At 70.6% G+C, this 23,213-nt stretch carries 23 protein-coding genes, 1 tRNA gene and 1 pseudogene; 13 read left to right on the top strand and 12 right to left on the bottom strand.

Translation table 11 applies throughout. The features are described 5' to 3' along the window. The coding region (locus AC2YHJ_RS01765; RefSeq protein WP_487393581.1) for a hypothetical protein at positions 1–216 on the bottom strand (216 nt) is incomplete at its 3' end. 150 nt (positions 217–366) lie between these two features. On the opposite strand from AC2YHJ_RS01765, the gene AC2YHJ_RS01760 reads away from it, so the two are divergent. Both AC2YHJ_RS01760 and AC2YHJ_RS01755 read left to right on the top strand, forming a co-directional pair. Beyond that, positions 367–438 (top strand) — tRNA-Thr (locus tag AC2YHJ_RS01760). A gap of 368 nt (positions 439–806) precedes the next feature. Beyond that, positions 807–1,625, top strand: a complete 819-nt coding sequence (locus tag AC2YHJ_RS01755) for a hypothetical protein (protein ID WP_487393586.1) — start codon at positions 807–809, stop codon at positions 1,623–1,625. Positions 1,626–1,662: 37 nt separating this feature from the next. Here AC2YHJ_RS01755 and AC2YHJ_RS01750 read toward each other — a convergent pair. The 4 genes and pseudogenes from AC2YHJ_RS01750 to AC2YHJ_RS01735 all read right to left on the bottom strand — a co-directional run. Then, positions 1,663–1,884: pseudogene (locus AC2YHJ_RS01750) on the bottom strand (BRO family protein); the annotation flags it as partial. Between the two features lie 215 nt (positions 1,885–2,099). After that, entirely contained in the window at positions 2,100–3,071 is a 972-nt protein-coding gene (locus tag AC2YHJ_RS01745; RefSeq protein WP_487393580.1) for a Bug family tripartite tricarboxylate transporter substrate binding protein, read from the bottom strand. Between the two features lie 160 nt (positions 3,072–3,231). Continuing rightward, complete coding sequence (locus AC2YHJ_RS01740) at positions 3,232–4,872, bottom strand: sensor histidine kinase (RefSeq protein WP_487393579.1); 1,641 nt, start codon at positions 4,870–4,872, stop codon at positions 3,232–3,234. Positions 4,873–4,876: 4 nt separating this feature from the next. Beyond that, on the bottom strand, positions 4,877–5,566 hold the full coding sequence (locus AC2YHJ_RS01735) for a response regulator (RefSeq protein ID WP_487393578.1): 690 nt from the start codon (positions 5,564–5,566) through the stop codon (positions 4,877–4,879). 128 nt (positions 5,567–5,694) lie between these two features. Here AC2YHJ_RS01735 and creD point away from each other — a divergent pair, with 128 nt between their 5' ends. Next, positions 5,695–7,029 carry a cell envelope integrity protein CreD gene (creD, locus tag AC2YHJ_RS01730; RefSeq protein ID WP_487393577.1) on the top strand — a complete coding sequence of 445 codons (1,335 nt, stop codon included), beginning with the start codon at positions 5,695–5,697 and terminating at the stop codon, positions 7,027–7,029. 108 nt (positions 7,030–7,137) lie between these two features. Here creD and AC2YHJ_RS01725 read toward each other — a convergent pair whose 3' ends face one another. Beyond that, positions 7,138–7,356 (bottom strand): hypothetical protein, encoded by a 219-nt coding sequence (locus AC2YHJ_RS01725; RefSeq protein ID WP_487393576.1) that lies wholly within the window; start codon positions 7,354–7,356, stop codon positions 7,138–7,140. A 367-nt stretch (positions 7,357–7,723) separates the two neighbouring features. On the opposite strand from AC2YHJ_RS01725, the gene AC2YHJ_RS01720 reads away from it, so the two are divergent. Continuing rightward, positions 7,724–8,002 carry a hypothetical protein gene (locus AC2YHJ_RS01720; protein ID WP_487393575.1) on the top strand — a complete coding sequence of 93 codons (279 nt, stop codon included), beginning with the start codon at positions 7,724–7,726 and terminating at the stop codon, positions 8,000–8,002. 108 nt (positions 8,003–8,110) lie between these two features. On the opposite strand, the gene AC2YHJ_RS01715 is transcribed toward AC2YHJ_RS01720, so the two are convergent. After that, complete coding sequence (locus AC2YHJ_RS01715; RefSeq protein WP_487393574.1) at positions 8,111–8,470, bottom strand: DUF4087 domain-containing protein; 360 nt, start codon at positions 8,468–8,470, stop codon at positions 8,111–8,113. A 115-nt stretch (positions 8,471–8,585) separates the two neighbouring features. On the opposite strand from AC2YHJ_RS01715, the gene AC2YHJ_RS01710 reads away from it, so the two are divergent. Genes AC2YHJ_RS01710 through AC2YHJ_RS01700 form a run of 3 tightly spaced genes read left to right on the top strand, consistent with a single transcriptional unit; the run spans position 8,586 to position 11,059 of the window. Beyond that, positions 8,586–9,743 (top strand): ABC transporter substrate-binding protein, encoded by a 1,158-nt coding sequence (locus AC2YHJ_RS01710; RefSeq protein WP_487393573.1) that lies wholly within the window; start codon positions 8,586–8,588, stop codon positions 9,741–9,743. 30 nt (positions 9,744–9,773) lie between these two features. Beyond that, complete coding sequence (locus AC2YHJ_RS01705; protein WP_487393572.1) at positions 9,774–10,178, top strand: hypothetical protein; 405 nt, start codon at positions 9,774–9,776, stop codon at positions 10,176–10,178. Next, on the top strand, positions 10,175–11,059 hold the full coding sequence (locus AC2YHJ_RS01700; RefSeq protein WP_487393571.1) for an alpha/beta hydrolase family protein: 885 nt from the start codon (positions 10,175–10,177) through the stop codon (positions 11,057–11,059). Before AC2YHJ_RS01705 ends, AC2YHJ_RS01700 begins: the two co-directional genes overlap by 4 nt. Before the next feature lie 49 nt (positions 11,060–11,108). Here AC2YHJ_RS01700 and AC2YHJ_RS01695 read toward each other — a convergent pair whose 3' ends face one another. After that, positions 11,109–11,417: a hypothetical protein gene (locus AC2YHJ_RS01695; protein ID WP_487393570.1), complete on the bottom strand. Its 309-nt coding sequence runs from the start codon at positions 11,415–11,417 to the stop codon at positions 11,109–11,111. Positions 11,418–11,620: 203 nt separating this feature from the next. On the opposite strand from AC2YHJ_RS01695, the gene uvrB reads away from it, so the two are divergent. Together uvrB and AC2YHJ_RS01685 are read left to right on the top strand one after the other, a co-directional pair. Then, the gene (gene uvrB / locus AC2YHJ_RS01690; RefSeq protein ID WP_487393569.1) at positions 11,621–13,810 is read left to right on the top strand and encodes an excinuclease ABC subunit UvrB; all 2,190 of its coding nucleotides are present in this window, start codon (positions 11,621–11,623) and stop codon (positions 13,808–13,810) included. Positions 13,811–13,916: 106 nt separating this feature from the next. After that, entirely contained in the window at positions 13,917–14,153 is a 237-nt protein-coding gene (locus tag AC2YHJ_RS01685; protein ID WP_487393568.1) for a YMGG-like glycine zipper-containing protein, read from the top strand. On the opposite strand, the gene AC2YHJ_RS01680 is transcribed toward AC2YHJ_RS01685, so the two are convergent. Further along, on the bottom strand, positions 14,147–15,595 hold the full coding sequence (locus AC2YHJ_RS01680) for an alpha/beta hydrolase (RefSeq protein ID WP_487393567.1): 1,449 nt from the start codon (positions 15,593–15,595) through the stop codon (positions 14,147–14,149). The genes AC2YHJ_RS01685 and AC2YHJ_RS01680 overlap by 7 nt on opposite strands. An 81-nt stretch (positions 15,596–15,676) precedes the next feature. On the opposite strand from AC2YHJ_RS01680, the gene AC2YHJ_RS01675 reads away from it, so the two are divergent. Both AC2YHJ_RS01675 and AC2YHJ_RS01670 read left to right on the top strand, forming a co-directional pair. Then, complete coding sequence (locus AC2YHJ_RS01675) at positions 15,677–16,687, top strand: AI-2E family transporter (RefSeq protein ID WP_487393566.1); 1,011 nt, start codon at positions 15,677–15,679, stop codon at positions 16,685–16,687. A gap of 17 nt (positions 16,688–16,704) precedes the next feature. Continuing rightward, the gene (locus tag AC2YHJ_RS01670) at positions 16,705–17,931 is read left to right on the top strand and encodes a patatin-like phospholipase family protein (RefSeq protein ID WP_487393565.1); all 1,227 of its coding nucleotides are present in this window, start codon (positions 16,705–16,707) and stop codon (positions 17,929–17,931) included. A 6-nt stretch (positions 17,932–17,937) separates the two neighbouring features. Here AC2YHJ_RS01670 and AC2YHJ_RS01665 read toward each other — a convergent pair whose 3' ends face one another. Continuing rightward, the gene (locus tag AC2YHJ_RS01665) at positions 17,938–18,399 is read right to left on the bottom strand and encodes an MmcB family DNA repair protein (RefSeq protein ID WP_487393564.1); all 462 of its coding nucleotides are present in this window, start codon (positions 18,397–18,399) and stop codon (positions 17,938–17,940) included. Positions 18,400–18,457: 58 nt separating this feature from the next. After that, entirely contained in the window at positions 18,458–19,291 is an 834-nt protein-coding gene (locus AC2YHJ_RS01660; protein ID WP_487393563.1) for an SDR family NAD(P)-dependent oxidoreductase, read from the bottom strand. A 91-nt stretch (positions 19,292–19,382) separates the two neighbouring features. Between AC2YHJ_RS01660 and AC2YHJ_RS01655 the strand changes: the two genes are divergently transcribed. Further along, a complete protein-coding gene (locus tag AC2YHJ_RS01655; RefSeq protein ID WP_487393562.1) occupies positions 19,383–20,498 on the top strand; it encodes a PQQ-dependent sugar dehydrogenase in 1,116 nt (371 codons plus the stop codon). A 10-nt stretch (positions 20,499–20,508) separates the two neighbouring features. On the opposite strand, the gene AC2YHJ_RS01650 is transcribed toward AC2YHJ_RS01655, so the two are convergent. Continuing rightward, positions 20,509–21,741 carry a type VI secretion system contractile sheath domain-containing protein gene (locus tag AC2YHJ_RS01650; protein ID WP_487393561.1) on the bottom strand — a complete coding sequence of 411 codons (1,233 nt, stop codon included), beginning with the start codon at positions 21,739–21,741 and terminating at the stop codon, positions 20,509–20,511. Between the two features lie 101 nt (positions 21,742–21,842). Between AC2YHJ_RS01650 and AC2YHJ_RS01645 the strand changes: the two genes are divergently transcribed. Next, positions 21,843–23,003: an MFS transporter gene (locus tag AC2YHJ_RS01645; RefSeq protein ID WP_487393560.1), complete on the top strand. Its 1,161-nt coding sequence runs from the start codon at positions 21,843–21,845 to the stop codon at positions 23,001–23,003. The last annotated feature ends 210 nt before the right edge of the window (positions 23,004–23,213 follow it).

The following is a 23,213-nucleotide window of genomic DNA, read 5'->3' as shown; positions in this document are numbered from 1 at the left end:
AGCGGCGCGGGGGGCCTGGTCGGCGCCGCCCTGGAACACCACGGCGAAGGAGGGCGGCGGCAATTCATCCGGCGGCCGGCGGCGCGGATCGAGGTCGAGCAGGATCGCCACCACCAGCGCCACATGCAGCGCCGCGGAGATCAGCGCCGTCCAGCGCAGCGCACGGCGGGCCTTGCGCCGCGGCGCCAAGGGGCCGGGCGGTTCGGGCACCGACATGGCGGCCGGCGCGGGCGGCGGCCGGCGGTCTCGCGGGGACAGGCGCATCGGGTGGTCGGGCAACCCCTGGCAGATTGGGTGGCGGACCCGCCGAATCGAGGATCCGGACGGGTTGCCGCGTGGAAGGGCTCTGCTACACCAAGGCGGCGCGCCGGGTTAGCACAGTGGTAGTGCAGCGGTTTTGTAAACCGAAGGTCGGGGGTTCGAATCCCTCACCCGGCATGGGTGCCCCGGAAATGCTAGGCAGCGCCTCAAGTCCAGGGGAAATCTAGCTTCCAAGCCGTCCCATGGGTACACAACGGCTTGGCGACGCTCGGAATGGCTTCCCCTTGATGGAGCACAGGGAACACAAACCCCGGCCCGTCCATCGTGACCGCGCTGGTGCAGAACCCGATCGCTGAGGCGCTGTTCGGATCGCAGCGTGCCTCGGCCTCCTCCAGTTCCCTTAGTCGTTGCGCCGTCAGGGTCTTACCTCGGGGCGTCAGGTAGTAACGCTTGGCCTGAAGGACGATGAGGGCCGCAATGTACTTGCTAGGCACCACCGAGTTCGTGTGTCCTTTGGTTTCCGGGAAACGCAGAAGCGGTTGTCAATGGCGAACCCATGGCACGACCAATGGCGGCGACGTCTGGAACGACTGAACGCCGGGTTGCCACCAGAACCACTTGCAGAGACACCGACCCAACAGCCCGCCGCGCACAAATCGACAAGACCATCAGTGCTGGAAGGCCTAGGCGTCTTCTTCCTGCTGGGAATTGTGGTCATCGGACTGATCGCCGCCTTCCCGCTGGCTTGGGAGCGCAAGGCAGATCCATGCTCGGCCCTGGAAAGCGTCGTGGCCCGGCAAGTCTATGGCTGGGTTCCCGCCGCGAACAGCACCCGTCCCGCCCTCGTTCTGACACCGAATGCCGAACTTCCACGATGGTTCCGCTGCTACCTGGCCTACTGGCGGCACCTGGAGGTTCGGCCCGTCAATGTCGCCCGCATACGCGGGATGGTTGAGACGATGGAGACGTCGATTGCCGCGTACTTTATCGGTGGAGGCTTCCTTGTTGGCCTCCTGGCATTCCTCGTGATGAGGCGTCGTCGACGGCGTCTCAGTGGCAAAGAGGATGATGCCTTCGCCGTTCTTGGCATAGACCCGAAGACTGCCAAGGACCGTGCCGCACCGCCTCCCGTGGACCTGTCGAAGCCAATCACCGGGGAAGCAGCGTGGAGGGCTGTGCGGTCCTATGCGAAGGACACAGCGTATCAGAGGGCCGTGGAGACGGTGCGCCTTCGGTACCAGTTGATCGGAAACCAGATGCTCCTGCCGAACACTCTCGCAGAAGCCATGGGGCGCTCAGGCCTGGGCTTCCGTGAGGCCATGCTCCGTGTCGCAGAGGACGATGCCATCGGAGGGCGACGGTAGCCGCAGCGCCGTCCTTGCGGATCGCCGGGAGAACCTCCCGGATCACCCAAGCCTGGAACGCCCCGGCTTCGGCCTTGTCGCTGCGGAGGGCCAGTTTGTGGAGGCCCCTCTCGGAGATCAGCGTGATCGATGGGGCCTGGTTGCCCAGGAACAGGGTGGGCGGGATCCAGCCTGATGCCCTGGTCGCGGGCTCCTTCTCATTGGTGGCGAGGTGCCTGAGATACTGAGCGGTACTGCCGTGACCGTAGCCCGCCGGCATGTCCTGGCGCCGTCTGCTCCGGCCGCCACCGCGCGAACACATTGCGCGATCGCGCCGATCGCAAGGTGCAGCCTGACATTCGCGAAGGGTCGGCTTGGCCGCCATCGTATTGACCCCGGCCTCAGCACCAGCGCAGCGGTTCCCCTCGCTGCCGCAACGGCGATCAACACGATCACGAGGCGGATGGCTGGCCCGGCCTATGCCCCAGCCAGGCTTTAGCTCGGTTCGATGCCCGCCGCGCGGATCAGCGGCTGCCACTTCGCGGCATCGGCCGCCAGCTGTGCGGCCATCGCCTCCGGGGCCGTCGGCCAGGCATCGAGGCCACGCTGGCGGAAGGCCGCGATCAGGGCAGCATCCGCCAGCGCCGCACGTACGGCATCCCCGATGCGGGCGCGGATCGGGGCCGGCGTTCCGCGCGGCAGGATGATGCCGTCCCAGTTCAGCACCTCGAAATCCGGCAGGCCGGCCTCGATCATGGTCGGCACATCCGGCAGATCGGCGGTGGCGCGCGCCTTGGTCGCCACGCCGAGCGCGCGGATCGTGCCCGCCTGCACGTGAGTCAGCACCGTGCCCATGGGCGAGAAGCCGAAATCATGCTCGCCCGCGACCAGTGCCAGCATCTGTGGCCCGCCACCGCGATAGGGCACCGGCACCGTCCGCGTGCCCGCGATGTGGTCGAACAGGATCCCGCAGAGATGCCCGGGCGAGCCGACGCCGCCGGTGCCGTAGCTGATCGTCTCGGGCCGCGCCTTCGCGGCGGCGACGATGTCGGCGACGGACCGGAACGGCCTGTTGGCGGGACAGACCAGCACGTTGACGGCATTGAACAGCATCGAGACCGGCAGCAGATCCGCGACCGGGTCGAAGCCCATGTTGCGGACCAGCGCGGGGTTCACCGCCAGCGTGCCCATGTTGGCGGACCCGATCGTGTGCCCGTCCGGCGCCGCGCGCGCCACTTCCAGCGCGCCGAGGTTCCCGCCGGCGCCGGGCCGGTTGTCGATCACGACGCTCTGGCCGAGCGATTGCTGCAGCACGGGCTGGATGATGCGAACGGCGGCGTCCGAGGCTCCGCCCGGCGGGAAGCCGAGCACCAGCCGGATCGGGCGGGTGGGCGCCCAGGCCTGCGAAAAGGCCGGACGGGCGAAGGAGATGCCGGCAAGCCCGGCAAGGAGGGATCGGCGCTGCATGGCCCCATCCTAGGCAGGGTCGGCACCGGATTGTTCCAGATTGTTGGGGCCTGCTTTCGGTGGATCACCCGGGCCATCGGGTTCGTGCTTGCTCGGCCTGCCATCAGGCGCGCCTAGGCCCGGCATCGCGCGAACGAGCCGCTGCTGCATTCCGTCGCGTTCAGCGCCGCGCAGCAATCGGGCTCGCGGACACCACGCCGCGCCCGTCCCCCAATCCCAGCGGCAGCACCACCGCGAAGCATGCGCCCTCCCCGCCGGGCACAAGCTCGATGCTGCCTCCGGCGGCTTCCGCCAGACCCCGCGCGATCGCCAGCCCCAAGCCAGTCCCGCCGCTCTCGCGCGCCGTGGTGAAAAAGCGATCGAACACCCGCGCCGCATTCGCCGCCGAGATGCCGCGCCCGTCGTCTCTGACCACGATGCGCACCGCCCCCTTGGCAACACCCCAGCCGACGCGGCATCGCGCCCCCTGCCCGGCATGCTGGCGCACATTCTCGAACAGGATGGCGAGGATGCTGGACAGCGCCTCCGGCGCAATCGCCGCCGCGATGCCTTGCGGCCCTTCGAGCGTGGTCTCCGGCCCGGTCCCCGCGTGCGCCGCCGCGGCCTCCCGCGCCGTCGCCGCGACATCGGCCTCTCCGGCTCCATGCGCGCGCGGTGCCTCCGCTCGCGCGAGGTCCAGCAGTCGCCGCACCAGCAGATCGAGCCGCTGCACATCCGCCGCCGCCTGCGCCACGAAGGCGTCGCGGTCCGCCGGCGTCATCGTCGCCGCATGGTCCTGCAGCAGCTCCAGCGCCCCGCGGAGTGCTGCGATCGGCGTCTTGAACTCATGGCTCACCGCCGTCGCGAACTGGCCGATGTAATCCGCCCGCCGTTCCAGCGTCCGCGCCATGCTGCCGATCGCAGCGGCGAGTTCATCTGCCTCCCGCACCGCGCTGCGGCGGACGCGGCGCACCTCCACCCGCGCGCCGGAGGCCACCGCCCGCGCCTGGTCGGCCACCGCGCGGATCGGCCGGCTGACGGTATAGGCGGTGAAGCCCGCCAGCAGCGCCGCCACCGCCAGAAGTGCGACGGTCAGCCCCGCCAGTTCCCACCGCTTGCCATGCAGCGCCTGACGGATCGAGGACGGCGTGCGCGACAGCAGCACCGCACCGACGACGTGATCCCCCTCCCGCACCGGCAGGGCGACGAAAACGCGGAACGAGGCGGCACGGCTGATCGATGCGGAATCCGCAACCGCCACCGGCTCCCGCCGCGCCCGGACCCGCGATGCCGGCTCACCGGCCAGCGCGGCCGCGACCTCCTCCAACGCGAGAAGGGATTGTCCCCGCTCGCCCCCGGTGGTCGCGACGACGGTACCGGCCGCATCCGTCACGCGCATCGCCGCGAGGGTGACGCGTTGCGCCTCCGCCAGCACCGGCGCCAACGCCACCCCGGCGGCCTCGGCGATGGCGTCGGCCGGCCGGGGTGGCGGCGCGGCGTCGGGCGGTGGCGGCAGCACGGGATCGCGCGCGAGGTCCAGGGTCGCATAGCGCGGGGCCCAGCCCTCGGCGCGCGGCACCACCGGCAGGCGGGACAGGCGCGAAGGTGCCTCCGCCCCCGCCTCGCGCAGCCAGCCGGCGCGATAGGCCGCGCCGATCACCGCCGCCTGGGCGACCAGCTCCGTCTCGGTATGGCGGACCAGCGCGCTTTCATACAGCCGCAGCATCCACAGCCCGCCGAGCGGCAGCGCCAGCAGCACCAGGTTGACCAGCAGCAATACTGTGCGGATGCGCGGCTTGCCGCGCCGCGGCGGCGGGTCCACGCGCTCAGCCATCCTCCTGATACCGGTAGCCGAGGCCATGCACCGTGCCGATCGGGCTCGCCCCCAGTGCCGCCAGTTTCGCGCGCAGGTGTCGCACATGGCTGTCGATGGTGCGGTCGCTGACGATGCGCTGGTCGGCATGGGCGGCGGCCATCAGCACCTCCCGCGTGAAGACGCGGCCGGGGTGGGCGGCGAGCGCCTGCAGCAGGCGGAATTCCGTCACCGTCAGGGGGAGGGGCTGGTCCGACCAGCGCGCCTCGAAGCGTTCCGCATCGAGGCTGAGGGCACCGCGCCGCAGCGGCCCCGCCGCCGGTGCCGCCGCGGTCACGCGCCCGTCGCGGCGGCGCAGCAGGGCACGCACCCGGGCCACCAGCTCGCGCGGGCTGAACGGCTTGGTCATGTAGTCGTCGCCGCCGAGTTCGAGACCCAGGATGCGGTCGAATTCCTCGTCGCGCGAGGAGAGGAAGATGATCGGCACGTCGCTGTCGCGGCGGATGCGCCGGCACAGCTCCGTCCCGTCCATCTCCGGCATCATGACGTCGAGGATCAGCAGGTCCGGCGCCTCGCGGGCCAGCAGGCCGAGCGCGGCGGCGCCGTCCCCGGCCTCCACCGTGGCGTGACCGTCCCGCGCCAGGGCGAAGCGGATGACGTTGCGGATATGCGGGTCGTCGTCGGCGATCAGGATCTTCGGCACGCGGGCGCTCGGCCTTCTCTGCACGACATTTGCACCAAACATCCCCGGCCCCTGCAAGGGCGCGACATCCGGCCTGCATGTCATCGCGCCAGGCTGGCCGGACCGCACAAGAGCAGGGACCCTCCCGCATGTCCGACACGCCTGCCCCGGCAGCCCCGCCCGATCCTTCCGACACCGTCGTCGACATGACGCGCGTGCTCGGTGCCACGGGGATGAAACTGGCCGCGATCGGCGCGCTCGTGATGGGCCTGCTGATGCCGCAATACTTCGTCGCCGGGCTGATCGCCGAACGCGAATCCCGGCAGGAGGAGGTGCGCGCCGAGGTGGCCCGCGCCTGGGGGCAGGCGCAGACGGTGCTCGGCCCGCTGCTGGTGGTCCCGCTTCAACCCGGCGTCGGGCCGGATGGCAAGCCGACGCCGGCCCAGGCCGTCGCGATCCCCGCCGCGGAACTGTCGATCGCCGCGACGGTGCAGCCGGAACGCCGCCGCCGCGGCCTGTTCGAGGCCATCGTCTACACAGCGCATCTCGAGATCGCCGGCCGCTTCGGCAATGTCGCGGCCGCCCTGCCGACGGATGCCGAGCCCGATTGGGCCGGCGCCTATCTGCTGACCGGGGCGAGCGACCTGCGCCCGGCGACCGACGCCCCGGCACTGCGCTGGGGGGAACGGCCGCTGACGGTCACCGGCGATCCGGCCGGCCGCTGCGGCACGGTCGAGGCGATACGCTGGCCGCTCGGCCTCGACGGGCCGCCACCATCCGGTGCGGAGTTCGCCGGCAGCATGGAACTGCGCGGCACCGGCAGCCTCGGCTTCCTGCCGGCGGCGCGGCGCGCGCGGTTCACCGTCCGGGGGCCGTGGGAGACGCCGAGTTACACCGGTGCCGCCCTGCCGCTGCGCGCCGAGACCGACGAAAGCGGCTTCTCCGCCGAATGGAGCGCGGGCATGGCCGCCCAGGCGATCCGCATGCCCCAGGGTCATTGCGCCAATACCGCCCTGCCCGGGGCGATGGGCGTCGCGCTGCTGGAACCGGTGCCGACCTACCGCATGGTGAACCGCACCGCGAAATACGCGACGCTGTTCGTGCTGCTGGCGGTGATGACCTACTGGCTGTTCGAGACGGTCGCCCGGCTGCGCATCCACCTCGTGCAATACGGGCTGCTCGGCCTGTCGATGGTGCTGTTCCCGCTGCTGCTCCTGGCGATCGCCGAGCCGCTCGGTTTCGTCGCGGCCTATGCGATCAGCGCAGCAATGGTGATGGGCCAGGCGAGCCTGTATACGGCGGCGGTGACCGGGCGGGCCAGGCTGGTGGCGATCTTCGCCGGCGTGCTCGCCGCGCTGTTCGGCTTTCTCTACGTCGTGCTGCAGTCGGAAAGCATGGCGCTGCTGGCTGGCGCGCTCGGGCTCTTCGCGGTGCTGTCGGCCGTCATGGCGGCAACGCGCCGCATGGCGTCGCAGCAGGCGTGAAGGGCGGATGCATGCCCCCGCGCATCGCGACCGACCGGCCCCGACAACCCCAGGCTACGCGGAAGAGGGCGCTACCGCCCTTCCGCAGCCAGCCTGGCCCGAAGCCCGTCAGCGCGGCAGGGCGCGCAGCAGGCTCGAGAGGTTGCCGAGCACCCGGACCGCATCGAGCGCGCCTTGTTCATGCGCCCGGGCGAGGATGGCGTCGATCGCCCGGGCGGCGTCGGCGAGAACCGCCGTGTCGCGCTCCGGGGCGCACATCGCCTCGGAATGCGAGACAGGAACCACCAAACCGATCGGTGCCTTGATGTGACGCACGGTCTGAGACATGGGAACCTCCCGAAAACTTGAGTCCACACTGCGAACTATGGCTTTCGGGGCGCTCTCGTCCACTCAACAATGGCCTCTCGGCCCCAGAAGCGTTATCTGAGACTAACGGTACAATGATTTGAAATAACGTGATTTTGGCCTCTGGCTAACGGGCCTTTGACGACGAATTCGCACGCCGCAGCCGCCATGAAAGCAGCTTAGCGGGGTCCAACGACCCTCGCCCAGTGTCGAAAATCACGTTCACTCACAATAGACAGACCATTGACGATGCGGCGGGACAGCGCGCTTGCAGTGATCTTCATGCCGAGGAAATGATGCGCCGGGCGATCGGACCCCCCACGCCCTTGTCCATGTCCCGAGTGAGCCCGTGCTTGCCGATACCCTGCATTGTCGCGTGCTGACCACGGCCTTCGCCCAGGCGTTGCGCGACCACATCGCGGACCACGACCGGCCGCTGGCGGCGCTTGGCTCGGCGGCGCGCTCGATCGGCGAGTTGCTCGCCGAGGCCCGGGAGCAGGCGGCGGCGATCGCCGCGCCGCGCTATGACGAACTCGCCATGGCCCTGCGCGAGGCCGTCGAGGCGCTGTGGGTCGAATATGGCGGGGACCCTCGCCAGGCGCCCAAGGCTCCCCTCGCGAAGAACTAGAGCAGATCCCGATCAGGTGGAATCACGTGATCGGATGAAGATGCTCGCGAAAACAAAAGCCTAGAGACATTACCGTGAGCCTGGGCGAACGGAAACGGCCCCAGGCCGCTATCCCGGCGGAGGCAGCGCGCGGTCCGCGCGGCAGCGGGCGAGCGGCAGCGGTTCCGCCGCCAGCACCCGCACCACGCGCCTGTCCGGCGCCGTCTCCAGCGTCAGGCAGGCGCAGCCATGGCCGTAGGACCCGTTGGTCGCGACCCAGCCCCGGGTGGTCATGTCGGGCACCGAGTCCATCCCGGCCACCGGCTCGCGCCCCTGCACCGAGAGCACCCATTCGCCGTCCCGGTCGCGCAGCCACCAATTGGCCGGGGTCGGGTTGACCAGCCAACCGCAGCGGCGTTCCAGCGCCGCCTGGGCGGAGCCGGCGCCGAGCAGCGTTCCGATCGCGACGATGACGGCGGCAGCACGCATGGCGGAACCCTCCGGCGCCATCCTGCCATGTCGCGCCGGCGGCGCCAGACGGCACCCGCCTGACAGCAGCCGATGGCGGGTCTATAGCGGCCGCCTTCAGCACGGGATGCCTGCCTTGCGTCATTTCGCCCTCGCGCTTGCCCTTTCCAGCGCACTTGCCCTGCCCGCCGCCGCGCAGACGCTGCGCATCGGCATGGCCGCCGAAACGACGGCGGCGGATCCGCACAACTACGCCGCCGCGCCGAACTCCACCTTCCGCGACCATGTCTTCGAAGGCCTGACCGCGCTGGACGCAAGGCTGCGGCCGACACCGGCGCTCGCCACGGCCTGGTCGCGGCGCGACGACCTGACCTGGGTGTTCGAACTGCGCGAGGGCGTGACCTTCCACGACGGCCAGGCCTTCACGGCCGATGACGTCGTCTTCTCCTACTGCCGCGTGCTGAACAACGAGACGGAGGTGGTTGGCTCCTTCTCCCGCGAGGTCCGCCGCATCGCGGCGATGGCAGTGGAGACGCCGCACCGGCTGGTGATCCGCACGGCCGAGCCGGAACCGCTGCTGGTCTCGGACCTCGCCTCGGTTGCCATCATCCCGCGCGGGTCGCGCAGCGGCCTGACCTACACGCCCGAGGGCTGCGGCCGCCAGGGCCCCTGGCCGGGCGTCGCCGAGTTCAACGAGGGCCGGGCGGCGATCGGCACCGGCCCGTTCCGCCTGCGCTCCTACGACCGCAGCAGCGGCATCGTGCTGACGCGCAACGACACCTATTGGGGCAACAAGCCGCATTGGGCCGAGGTGCGGCTGCGCCCGGTCACGGCCGCGGGACCGCGCCTCGCGGGGCTGCTGGCGGGTGACCTTGACGTGGTGGAAGCACCGGCCACCGCGGACGTGCCGCGCATCCGGCAGAACCCGGCCTTCGCCCTGGCCGTCTCCCCCACCACGCGCTTGATCTTCCTGCAGATGGACCAGCGCGAGAACGCGCCCTTCGTGCAGGGGCCGGGCGGGGCCAACCCGCTGCGCGACGTGCGGGTGCGCCAGGCGCTGTCGCTGGCGATCGACCGCCGCGTCATCGCCGAGCGCGTGATGGACGGTCTGGCGACGCCGGCCGGGCAGCTGCTGCCCGAGGGCATGCGCGGCACCGTGCGCGACGCCGGCATGCTGCCCTATGACCCCGCCCGCGCCCGCGCGCTGCTGGCCGAGGCCGGGGTGACCAGCGGCCTGTCCTTCACGCTGCACGCCACCAACAACCGCTACGTCAACGATGCCCGCGTGGCGTAGGCGCTGGCGCAGTATTTCCAGCGCATCGGCGTGACCGTGACGGTGGATGCGATGCCGTCCAACGTCTTCTTCGCACGGCGCGGGCGGAAGGAATTCTCGGTGCCGATGGGCGGCTGGGCGGCCTCGGCCGAGGAGACGCAGCTGTTCTTCCGTGCCTGGATCACCACCACCGATCGCGAGCGGGGCTTCGGCATGAGCAACTACGGCGAATTCTCCGACCCCGAGATCGACCGGCTGGCGCGCGCCGCCTTCGCGACGATGGATGAGGGCGAGCGCGAGCGGCTGATGGAGCAGGCGAGCCGCCTCGCCATCGAGCGACTGCCCGTGCTGCCGATCCATTTCGAGAACGCCGCCTGGGCCTTCCGCCGCGGGCTGGTGTTCGAGGGACGCATGGACCAGACGACGCCCGCCCAGGCGATCCGGCCCGCGTCATGATCGACACCACCCTGATCGCCCGCGCGCTGGCCGCGCCGGGCCGCAGCGCCACGACGCTGACCGACCCGCTGCACGGCAAGCCCGTGGTTCTGCAGGCCTATCGCGCCGCAGGCGTCACGCCGGATTCGCCGGTGGTCGTCGTGCAGCACGGCATGGGCCGCAACGGCGACGAATACCGCGACTTCTGGATCGAGGCGGCGGACCGGCACGGGCTGCTGATCCTCGCCCCGACCTTCGCGGCGGAGACGCATCCCGGGGCTGAGCCCTACAACAATGGTGGCGTGCTCGATGCCGCGGGCGGCGTCACGCCGCGCGAGGGCTGGGCGTATCACCTGCCTGCGCGGATCTTCGCCGCGGTGCAGGCGGCGGGGGTGACGCGGCGGCGCCAGGCCTTCCTGTTCGGCCATTCGGCAGGGTCACAGTTCGCGCACCGCATGGCCTCGCTGACCGACCGCGCGCCCTTCTGCGCCATCGGCTGCGGCAATGCGGGGTGGTATTCGCTGCCGGTGCTGGACCGGACCTTCCCGGCGGGGCTGGGCGGGCTGGCGCTGGCGGATGCGGATGTGGAGGCGTGGCTCGCCTACCCGCTGCTGATCCTGGCCGGGGATGCGGATGTGGAGACGTCAGGACCGTCCCTGCCCGCGAATCCGGAAGCCGTGGCCCAGGGCCCGCATCGCTTCGGCCGGGCGCATAATTTCCTGCGCGTGGCGCGGGAGGAAGCCGCCCGTCGCGGCGTGCCCTGCCATTGGCGGATCGAGGTGGTGCCGGGCATCGGCCATGACGGCAACGCCATGTCGAAGGTCTGCGCGGCGATCTGGTTCGAGGGCCGGCAGCCTGACGCGGCGCGGATGGCGGCGCTGGCAGGCAAGGTGGCGCTGTAGCGCCTTGCCGCACCCGGCCGGACGGCCGGGTGCGGCGAAGTCAGGCGCATCAGCCGCGCGGCGCGCCGACCGGGACGTGAACGACGGACTGGTTCTCGCCCGAACCCACGACGATCGCGATGTAGCCCGGGGCCTGCGGAACCGGCGCATCGATATGCTGCACCGAGACGTTCTCCCCGGTGCCGGTTACGACCGCGCGGGGCTGGACGGAGCCGACCGGCACCCCGCCCTCATAGGCGACCGACTGGTTCTCGCCGGAACCGGCGACAAAGGCCTGGGGCGTGCCGACGGCCAGCGCGGTGCCGGCGTTGGCCAGGCCGATGACAACGGCCGCGACCCGGATGATGGTGCTGTTCATGGTGGTGGATCCTCTCTGAAGGGAGGCAGGACGATCCCTGCCGTGCAGGAGGAACCTCGCCCCGCCGCGCTTCATGACGATGTCGCACCGCACCAAATATGGTTTCGCCAGTGGCGCCTGCGGCATGTGTCGCGAAACGCATGACATGATCCGCGGCGCCACCGGCGGTAGCGTTTCGACCCTGACGCGCCCATCTTTGCCGCATGAACCTGATCGCCCCCGGCCCCGTCCTGTTCATCCCCGAGAAGCGCCCCGCCCCGCCGGCGGAGCGCCCGCTCAAGGTCGTCTCCCCCTTCGAGCCGAATGGCGACCAGCCCGCCGCGATCCGTGAATTGTCAGCCGGGCTCGGGCAGGGTGAGCGCGACCAGGTGCTGCTGGGCGTGACCGGCTCCGGCAAGACCTTCACCATGGCGAAGGTGATCGAGCATCTGCAGCGGCCCGCGCTGGTGCTCGCGCCCAACAAGACGCTGGCGGCGCAGCTCTATGGGGAGATGAAGTCCTTCTTCCCCGACAACGCGGTGGAGTACTTCGTTTCCTACTACGACTACTTCCAACCGGAAGCCTATGTCCCGCGCACGGACACCTATATCGAGAAGGATTCCCAGATCAACGAGCAGATCGACCGCATGCGGCATTCCGCGACGCAGGCGCTGCTCGAACGCTCGGACGTAGTGATCGTCGCCTCGGTCTCCTGCATCTACGGCATCGGCTCGGTCGAGACGTACAGCCGCATGGTGGTGAAGCTCGAACGCGGCGGGCGGATCGATCGCGACGCGCTGGTGAAGGGCCTGGTTGAGCAGCAATACCGCCGCAACGACGCCTTCTTCGCCCGCGGCACCTTCCGTGTGCGCGGGGAGAGCGTGGACATCTGGCCGTCGCACCTGGATGACCGCGCCTGGCGTGTCTCCCTGTTCGGGGACGAGATCGACGGCATCCGCGAATTCGACCCGCTGACCGGCGAGATCACCGGCGAGATGGAACGCATCGCCGTCTACGCCAACAGCCACTACGTCACGCCGCGTCCGACGCTCACCCAGGCGATCTCCCAGATCAAGGTCGAGCTGAAGGAACGCCTCGCCGAGTTGGAGGCCGAGGGCAAGTTGCTGGAACGCCAGCGGCTGGAACAGCGCACGATCTTCGACATCGAGATGATGGAGACGACCGGCTCCTGCAAAGGGATCGAGAATTACTCCCGCTACCTGACCGGCCGCCGCCCGGGCGACCCGCCGCCGACGCTGTTCGAATACCTGCCGGAAAACGCGGTGCTGATCGTCGATGAGAGCCACGTCACCGTGCCGCAGATCGGCGGCATGTATCGCGGCGACTACGCGCGCAAGGCGATCCTGTCCGAATTCGGCTTCCGCCTGCCCTCCTGCACCGACAACCGGCCCTTGAAGTTCGAGGAGTGGGAGACCTATCGCCCGCAGACCGTCTTCGTGTCCGCCACCCCCGGCCCGTGGGAGATGGAACGCACCCAGGGCGCCTTCGCCGAGCAGGTGATCCGCCCGACCGGCCTCGTCGACCCCGTCTGTGAGATCCGTCCGGTGGAAGGCCAGGTGGACGACCTGCTCGCCGAATGCCGCGACGTCGCGACCAAGGGCGGGCGCGTGCTGGTCACCACACTGACCAAGCGCATGGCCGAAGACCTCACCGAATACATGACCGAGGCCGGCATCCGCGTGCGCTACCTGCATTCGGACGTGGACACGCTGGAGCGCATCGAGATCATCCGCGACCTGCGCAAGGGCGTCTTCGACGTGCTGGTCGGCATCAACCTGCTGCGCGAGGGGCTGGACATTCCCGAATGCGCGCTGGTCGCCATCCTCGATGCGGACAAGGAAGGCTTCCTGCGGTCGGCCACCTCGCTGATCCAGACCATCGGCCGCGCCGCGCGCAACGCCGAAGGGCGCGTGCTGCTCTACGCCGACACCATGACGAACAGCCTGAAGCGCGCCTTGGAGGAAACCGAACGCCGCCGCGCCAAGCAAATCGCCTGGAACACCGAGCACGGCATCACGCCGACCTCGATCAAGCGCGAGATCGCCGATGTGCTGCGCGACGTGTCGCAGGGTGACTACATCACCGTGGACGCGGTGGAAGGCGAGGAAGACCAGAACTTCGTCGGCAAGGACCTCCAGGCGGCGATCGCCGAGCTGGAGCGCAAGATGCGCGCCGCCGCCGCCGAACTGGAATTCGAAACCGCCGCCCGGCTGCGCGACGAGATCAAGCGGCTGGAAGCCCTCGACCTCGGGCTGGAGCCAAACCTCGCCGGGCGGTCGCTGCGGGAGGCGACGCCACGCGCCGACTGGAAGCCCAAGCCGATGGGCCCGGGCGGTGGCGGCTACGACCCGAAGAAGGTGAAGGGCGGCGCACGCAAGCGTCGCGGCCCCTGACGGGATCGTGAAATCGGGGGCAGGGTCTGCCCCATTTCCGCCGGCCGGTCGCCACACGTCAGGATTGTGGTGTCCCCATCGACCACTACCGATGGAGTCCCACAGAATGACGACCTCCCGACTGCGCATGATGGCCGCAGCACTCCTCGCCCTCGGCCTCGTGGCATGTTCCGACCCAGTCGGGCAGCGCGCGCTGATCGGCGGTGGTCTTGGCGCCGCGGGCGGCGCGGGCATTGCCGCGTTGACCGGCGGGTCGCCGCTTGCCGGTGCGGCGATCGGCGGCGCCGGCGGTGCCGCGGTCGGCGCGCTGACCGCGCCGCGCCAGCGCCGCGGCTACTACTGACGCGGCAATCCCTCGCGAACCCGTTCCAGCAGATAAGCGAAGAACGGGTTCCAGGTGATGCGCGCGAAGTGGTTCGCGTCCATCACCAGCACGCCGCGTTCCCCGCGCACCGCGAGGGCGCCGAGCGCGACGCCCATCGCATCCGCCGGGTCCGGCTCCCCGCCGTAAAGCCCATCCCCGATCGGGAAGGGCAACGCGACATGAGACACCGAATAGACGCTGCGCGGCCAATCGAGCCCGAGCGGATGCACCTCCTCCGTCGTGCCGCCGGCCGGCACGCGCCGCGCCACCGCCGCCAGCGCCTCGCCGTCATTGCCCACGACCGTCACCGCATGACGCCGCACGGCGGGGGGCAGGATGCGCTCCAGCGCGCCGTCAGCGCCGGCCGAGAACAACGGCCCGAACTTCACGCTGCGGTTCAGGTCGAACAGCACTACCTCGCTGCCATTGTCCGGCAGCAGGGTATAAAGCCGGGACAGCACCGCAGGCGTAGACACCGTCGCATCCACCACGGATTGGAAGGTCAGCACCGGCGGCAACCCAGCCAACCGCCCGGCCTGCGACAGGCGATCCAGCTGCGCCTGCAAGGCCGCGGTCAGCCGGTGCGTCTGCCGCGCGGCGTTGACCGGGAAGGAATTGAACTTGAACGGGTTGAACTCCGGCAGGATGTCGAGCCAGGCGGCCTTGGCGAAGCGCGGCAGGAAGGCCGGCAGCCCCGCGAGGCCGGCGAAGCGCGCGAAGGCCGTGACGCCGACCATCGGCGACAGCAGCACCAGGCGATCGGCCTGCGGCAGGCGCGCGTCCTCGATCGCATCCAACGCATGCTTCAGTGCCAGCGCCCCGCCATTGGAATAGCCCACCAGATGCAACGGCCCGCGCGGCACCCGCGCCCGCGCGGCGCGCACGGCAAGCCGCGTCGCCGCCATCCAATCCTCCCACACCGCCTCGGTCAGCCCGCCGGGCACCATGCCGTGCCCGGGCATACGGATGGCGATGGCGAGGAAACCCTGCGCGCGATAAGCCTCCGCCAGATGCCGCAGGCTGTACGGCGCGTCGGTCAGCCCATGCAGGAACACCGCGACACCTGCGGGCGGGCCTGACGGCTCCAGCACGAAGGATCGGTTCCAGTCCCGCGCGAAGTGGGCGGGGTTCACCGGGCTGCCGGCGAACCAGCGATTGAGCGGGATACGATCGGCCGCCGCCAGCCGGTCCGTCACCGCGGCGCGCGTGGCGACGAAGGCAGCGTCCTCCGCCGCCATCCAGCGCGCCCAGTCGGCGGCGTCCAGCGCGGCGACAGACAGTTCCGGCGGCACGAATTCGTGCCAGGGGCCAAGCGGTGGGCCGCTGCGCACATCCCATGCGCGGACCACCACGATAAGCAGCACGATCGCGGCCAGCGCCAGCGCGACGCGCCGCAGGCTGCGGGACAGGAAACCGGCCATGACAACTCCGTGCAGCCCTTGCGCCCTGCATCGCCCCGATGGAGGGTGGCGCGCAACCTCCGATGCGATGCCCCCACCCGAATGATCCCTGACAGCGCACTTCGTACCCTGGCCGGGATCTGCACGGCCATCCTCGCCGCGGCGGCGTTGTCGCTGGCGCAATCGGTGCTGGCCCCGGTCGCCTTCGCGCTGTTCCTGGTCGCGCTGGCCTGGCCGCTGCAACGCGGCCTGGAGCCACGCCTCGGTGGCGCGGTCGCGATGATCGTCACCCTGCTCGTCACGCTGACGGTGGTCGCGGTGATGGTGTTCCTCGCCGCCTGGGGCTTCGGACGGGTCGGCCGCTGGGTCATCGCCAATGCCGCCATGTTGCAGGAGCTGTATCTGCGCAAGCTGGAATGGGCGGCGGCGCAGGGCGTCGAGATCGCACCCATCCTCGCCGAGCAGCTCAACATGCGGTCCCTGGTGCGCCTGGCGCAGGAGGTGCTGAGCCAGCTCCAGGGCCTGCTGACCTTCGTCGCGGTGACGCTGGTCTTCATGATCCTCGGCCTGCTCGAGACCGGCGGGACGGCGCGGCGGATGCACGCGATGGGCGGCACGGCCGAGGCATTGCTGGGCGGCCTCGCCGAGACGGCTTCGAAGCTGCGCACCTACATGGCCGTGCGCACGGTGATGAGCGCGCTGACCGGCCTTGCCGTCTTCGCCTTCGCCTATGCCATGGGACTGGAGCTCGCGGCGGAATGGGGCGTGATCGCCTTCGTGCTGAACTACATCCCCTTCATCGGGTCGTTCCTCGCCACGCTGTTTCCGACCGTCTTCGCCATCCTGCAATTCGGGTCCTGGCAGTCGGCGATTACCGTCTTCGCATCCCTGCAGGTGATCCAGTTCCTCTCGGGCAGCTACATCGAACCGCGGCTGGCGGGTGCGCGGCTGGCGATCTCGCCCTTCATGGTGCTGGTGGCGGTGTTCCTCGGCGCCTTCATCTGGGGTGTGCCGGGGGCCTTCATTGGCGTGCCGGCGCTGATCGCCGCGCTGACGATCTGCGAACGCTTCGAGGGCAGTCGCTGGGTCGCGGCCCTGCTGTCGGGCAAATAGGGAAGGAGGATGCGGCCGTGGTGACACGCCCTGCGCGGTGCCTGCCTGCCGGCCTCGTCGCGCTGCTGCTGGCGCTGTTCGCGCTCGTGGGCTGCGGCAGCATCAATCGCCTCGATCCGCCGCCGCTTGCGGCGACGCCGTCGCTGCCCATCCTCGGCATCGACAATGCGCGCTTCTGGCCCGATGCGGAAACCGCGCCGCTGCTGCGCGAGGTCAGGCAGCTGAATGAGCGCCAGGCGGCAGCGGCCGGGCCGCGCCAGGTGCCTGCGGCACGCAACTTCCTCGCCTTGTCCGGCGGCGGCGACAACGGTGCCTTCGGCGCCGGGCTGCTGGTGGGCTGGACGGCGTCCGGGCGGCGGCCCGTCTTCGATGTTGTCACCGGCATCTCGGCCGGCGCGCTGATCGCGCCCTTCGCCTTCCTCGGCCCCGACTACGACCCGCAGCTGCGCGCGGTCTTCACCGAGGTCGCGCCACACGACGTGCTGCGGATGGGCAACCTGCTTCGGGCCGTGCTGTTCGGTGAGGCGCTGGCCGATACCTCCCCGCTGTATCGCCTGATCGAACGGCACGTGAACGAAGCGATGCTGTCCGCCATCGCGACCGAATATGGCCGCGGCCGGCTGCTGCTGATCGGCACCACCAATCTCGATCTCGGCCGGCCGGTGCTGTGGAACATCGGCGCCATCGCCGCGAGCGGTCATCCGCAGGCGCTCGAACTGTTCCGCCGCATCCTGCTCGCCTCGGCCTCGATCCCCGGCGCCTTCCCACCCGTGCTGGTGGATGTGGACCTCGATGGCCGCGCCTATCAGGAAATGCATGTCGATGGTGGTGCTGCGATCCAGATGTTTCTCTACCCGCCCACGGTCAGCCTGGCGGCGTCGCGCGGCCGGCGCCCGCAGGCGGAGCGCACCGCCTGGGTGGTTCGCAACGGGCGGCTCGATACGGAGTGGTCATCGACCAACCGGTCGATCCTCGGCATCGCCTCGCGCTCGGCCTCCACGCTGCTGCATTTCAGCGCGGTGAACGACATCACGCGCATCTTCCTGACCACGCAGCGCGACGGGGTGCAGTTCCGCCTCGCCTATATCGGGCCGGAATTCGACGCGCCACGGGCGGAACCCTTCGACACGGCCTTCATGCGTGCGCTGTTCGACTATGGCTACCGGCAGGGGCTCGAAGGAAATCGCTGGCGCGATTCGCTGCGGCCCATCAGCTCGATCGACCGGACCGCGGCGACGCAGTAGCCGGCGTCATTCCAGCCGCAGCGCCGCGCGCATCTCCGCCGCCCCCGCCGGGTCCGACAAGGCAGCGAGGCGCCCGGCCGCCAGCATCGCCATGCGCTGCATCAGCGCCCGCCGGCGCGCCGGCGCGAGGCGATGGTCCGGTGCCTCGCGCAGCAGCGCCGCCTCGCGATCCTCGGCGACGACAAGCCCGACATCGGCGGGCAGCAGGTCCTGCGGGAAATCGAGATCCACGGCGAAATACAGCCTGTCGCACCAGGCGCGATAGTCCTGCCACTTGGCGTCGCACAGGAAGTCCCGCGCGCAGGACTTCACCTCCAGGATGACGAAGTCGCCATCCGGCCGCAGCGCGAGGATGTCGGCGCGACGGCCATCGGGCAGCGGCACCTGTTCGACCGGCGCCCAGCCGCGCAGGGCGCAGAAGCGCGCGGCGGCGCGAGTGACGGACAGGGTGCGGGCGGCGGGGTCCATGCCGCCGATGTTCCCTCTTCGTTCATCTCGGCGCAAGGGCGCCGGCAATGCTCCCGCGCTACCGCGCCATGCCGGAGGGCTTCGGCGTCGCGCCGACATTGCCAGCCGAGCGCCCCGCATCGACCGGCAGCGTCACGCCCGTGATCCAGCGCGCAGCGGGGGAGGCGAGGAAGCACGCTGCCTCCGCCACGTCCCAGGCCGAACCCTCGACCTTCAACATACCTGCCGTCGCGCGCTGTTCGCGCAGTTCGTCCGGCATGCCGCGCGACGCGACCATCGGCGTATAGACATAACCGGGTGCCACGGCGTTCACGCGGATCAGGTCGCCGCCATGATGCGCAGCCATGGCCCGCGTCATCTGAACGATCGCCCCTTTCGTCGTGGCATAGAGCAGCCCGGGATGCCCGCCCTGCAGCCCAGCGACGGAAGCGAGGTTCACGATCGCCCCACCGCCCTGCTTGCGCATCTCCGGCACCGCGTACTTCGCCATCAGCATCATGGACTTCACATTCACCTGCATGCCGTGGTCCCAGGCTTCCGGGTCCACCACCGTCGCATCGCCTGGCGGGCCGCTGATGCCGACATTGTTCACGAGTATGTCCACGCGGCCCCACAGCCGCACCGCTTCGGCCACCGCCGCCGCGCAGCCCGATGCCTTCGATACGTCGCAGACCGCGCTGGCGCTGATTCCGCCCTCGGCGTGGATCATGTCCCCGGTGCCCTTCAGCCAACCGAGTTCCACATCCAGCAGCAGCACCTTCGCACCGCGCCGCGCCAGCAGTGCCGAGATGGCGCGGCCATTGCCGATGGTGGTGGTGCCGGTGCCAGGGTCGCGCGACCCCGCACCGGTGACGATGGCCACACGGCCGTCGAAACGCGTGTTGTCCTGCATGCTTCGCTTCCTCCTGTTGCCGCGAAGCCTGCACCGTGACGCGCGGGCTGGAAAGGTTGCGCGCCCGCGAAAGCGGGGCCACGTGCCACGCATGATCCGCCGCGCCCTGCTTGCCCTTGCCCTCGCCGCCACGCCTGCCGTCGCGCAGGACGGGCCGATCGCCTCGCAACGCGCGACCTTTCGCGTCACGACCTTCGCGAGCGGGCTCGAACATCCCTGGGGCGCGACCTTCCTGCCGGACGGATCGCTGCTGGTCACCGAACGGCCCGGGCGCCTGCGCCGCGTGACACCGGATGGTCGCGTGTCGGCGCCGCTCGCCGGCGTGCCGCAGGTGGAGGTGGGCGGCCAGGGCGGGTTGCTGGACATCGCACTCGCGCCGGATTTCGCGCGCACGCGGGACGTCTTCTTCTGCCAGGCGGCGGCGGTCGAAGGCGGGGCGCTGACGCGCCTTGTCACCGCGCGGTTGGCGCCGGGCAATGACGGGCTGACGGGCGTGCGCCGCGTCCTCGACGCGACGCCCGCGCAATCGAGCGGCCGCCTGCACTATGGCTGCCGCATCGTCTTCGGCCGCGACGGGCATCTCTATCTCTCGACCGGAGAGAGGAACGAACGCGCCCGCGCGCAGCGCCTGGACGACCTCGCCGGCAAGGTGATCCGCCTGACGCGCGACGGCCGCGTGCCCGCCGACAATCCCTTCACCGGCCGTGCCGATGCGCGCGCCGAGATCTGGTCCTACGGCCATCGCCATCCACAGGGTCTCGCGGTGAATCCCTGGACCGGCAGCCTGTGGGAAGCCGAGTTCGGCCCGCGCGGCGGGGACGAGATCAACGTCATCCGTCGCGGAGCGAATTACGGCTGGCCGGTGGTCAGCCACGGGCGGGAATACTGGGGGCCGCGCATTTCCCGTGAAGCCTCGGCGCCGGGGATCGAGGACCCGATCCATGTCTGGGTGCCCTCGGTCAGCCCCTCCGGCATCGCCTTCTATGACGGCACGGCGTTTCCCGGCTGGCAGCGCAGCCTGTTCGTCGCGGCGCAGGCCGAACCCGGGCTGGTGCGCCTGTCCACCGAGGGCGACCGCGTGACCGGAGAGGAACGCCTGCTCTGGGGCCGGGCGCGCATCCGCCAGGTGGTGGTGGGGCCGGATGGGCGCGTCTATCTGCTGACCGATGCGTCGGACGGGGTGATCCTGCGGCTTGATCCCGCCTGACGGCCGGCGATCAGGGCAGGTTCAGCATCACGCGGTGCGCCGCACCCGGCGTGCCCTGCGGCAGTCGCACCCGCAACCGCGCGGAGAGCAGATGCACGCCGGGATGGCCCTTCGCCTCCGGCAGTTCGGCATTCGCCTCGGCGAGCGGCCCATCCTCCCCGACGAAGCCCTGCAGCCAGGCGTTCAGCGCCCGCGTTGCCGCCGCCGCGCCATGGCCGCGATGCAACTCCCGCGCCCCGCGCAAGGCGAGGGCCTGCACGAAGCGCCCGGTCCCCAGCACCCAGGGCAACCGAGCCGCCAGCGCGGCATCCGATGTCGCCGCCGGAGCATGGAAGCGTGGCGGCTTGTGCACGCTCGACGCCAGCAGCACCGCGGCGCGATCCGACCCGCGCGGGATCAGCAGTGTCAGGCCCAGCGTGGCGAGCATCGCCTCCTGACCATCGGACGGATCGCATTCGGTCGGCACGCTGCCCATCGGCGGCAGGCCGGCCTCGGTGCCGTCGTCGCGGCCTTCGATGCCAGCGGCCCAGCCGTCGCGGCGGAAGGCGGCGGCGATGCGCGCGGCGAGCACCCAGCCGCCGCCCGTCCAGCGCGGCGCCCCCTCCCCGCCGCGCGCCAGCACGCGCGGGCCGACGAGGGTGAGGAAGCGCGCCTCCTCGCTGTCGCGCAACGCGCGCCAGGCGATGTGGCGCGGGCCTTCATGGACGCGCGCCATGTCGCGCTTGCCCGGCAATGCCGCCCAATCCGGCAGGTCGAGCAGCCCCGGCGCGGCATGCACGACGACGGGCACGAAGGCACCCGCGCCGGCGGCGGCGAGCCCGCGCAGCGCCAGCACGTCCTCTGGCTCGGCGGTGAAATCATCGTCCATCAGCAGCAGGCCGAAGGGTTCCTCGGCGCCGAGGCCCTCATCCCACAGCAGCGCAGCGATCTCGCTGTCGGCGAGGTCCTGCACGCTGCGCACGTCGCGCACGATCTCGCGCTTGGTCAGCGGCATCACCTTGACGATGGCCGGCGCGTCCTGCTGTGCCTCGACCAGCCGGTGCAGGGACCGCCACGCGGCCTCAAGCGCCACGAAGCGCGGGTGGTTGCGGATCGCGGCCTGCATCAGCGCGATCATTCCCTCGACCTTCGCGATCGCGCGGTCCTGCGATCCGCCGGCGATGGCCATGGTGGGACGCGCCGCCTCGGTCGCGGCAAGCACCAGGGCGAGCGGATCCTGCGCGTCATCCGGCGTTTCGGGCATCGCAACCTCCGCATTGGCCAGGGGGCAGGGTAGCGCGGCAGGCGCGGGCTGTCCCGGCATGGCTTGACGGCTTGGCCTGTGGGTCGGATGCATGGTCGGGCTTGCGCGCCGATCTCGCCCTCCTCCCCCTTCTCGCCGCTGCCGGCTTCGCCGCCGGGGGCGGCATGCGGCTGATGGATCCGCTGCTGCCGCTGCTCGCTGCCGATTTCGGCGTGGGCGTGGCGGCGGTGGCGCCGGTCGTCGCCGGCTTCACGCTCGCCTATGGCGCGGGGCAGCTGGTGACCGGGCCGCTCGGCGACCGCTACGGCAAGGTGCGCGTCGCGACCTTCGCGCTGCTGCTCTACGGGATCGGCCTCGCCGCTTCGGCGCTGGCCTGGGACCTCGGCTCGATGATGGTGCTGCGCACCGCGACGGGGCTGGTCGCCGGCGCGGTGATCCCGCTCGCCATCGCCTGGATCGGCGATGCCGTGCCCTATGAGGACCGCCAGGCGACGATCGGGCGCTTCCTGACCGGCATGGTGATGGCGCAGCTGCTGATCGGGCCGCTATCAGGCATGGCCGCCGAGTTCCTCGGCTGGCGGGCATCCTTCCTGATGCTCGCGGTGCTCGCGCTGGTGGTGGGGGGCCTGATGGCGCGGCGGCTTGGCCCGGCGATGCTGGAAGGTGCCACGGGCCAGGCGCGCGGTTTCGGCTTCGACCAGTATCTGCGACTGTTCCGCGCGCCCGCCGGGCGGCGATTGATGGGTGCCGCCGCGATCGACGGCGCGGCGCTGTTCGGCGGCGCCTTCCCCTTCACCGGCGCCTATCTGATCGAGCATTTCGGCCTGTCCCCCGGCCAGGCCGGGCTGGTGGTGGCGGGCTTCGGCCTCGGGTCCTTCATCTACACGCGGCTGGCGAAGCGGCTGGTGGCGCTGCTCGGCGAACAGGGGCTGATCGCCACGGGCGGCACGGGGCTGGCGATCGCCCTGGCGGGCGTGGCGGCGTCGCCGAACTGGTGGGTCGTGGCGGCGCTGCAGGTGCCGATGGGCATGGCCTTCTACATGTTCCATGGCGTGCTGCAGGCTCGTGCGACCGAGGCCCTGCCGGACGCGCGGGCGACCGCCGTGTCCGCCTTCGCCATGGCGCTGTTCCTCGGGCAGAGCGTGGGCGCGCTCGCCTTCGGTGCGGTGCTGCATGCGGCCGGATATGGCGCGGTCTTCGCGGGGGCCGCGGCGGTGACGGCGGGGCTCGCCGCCTGGGTGGCGCTGACGCCCGCACGATAGGATGCGCGGCGCGGCTCCTGGCAGCGCCGCCGACGGTGGCAGTGCGTGTCGCGATAAGCGGGACACCGCGTCGATCCATCGCGTTTTCGATCCACGGATCGGGCATGCGACGCCCTGCGATGATAACCCTTCGTGCACCAACGTGTCCCGGCAGATCATCAGCATCTGGCAGCGTGCATTGCCGCTGGACAATGCCCGCATGACCCAGGC

This window comes from Roseomonas sp. SRI_022 (assembly GCF_057586215.1).
Note: the sequence above shows the minus strand (reverse complement) of the source record. Positions and strands in the feature narration are given on the sequence as shown.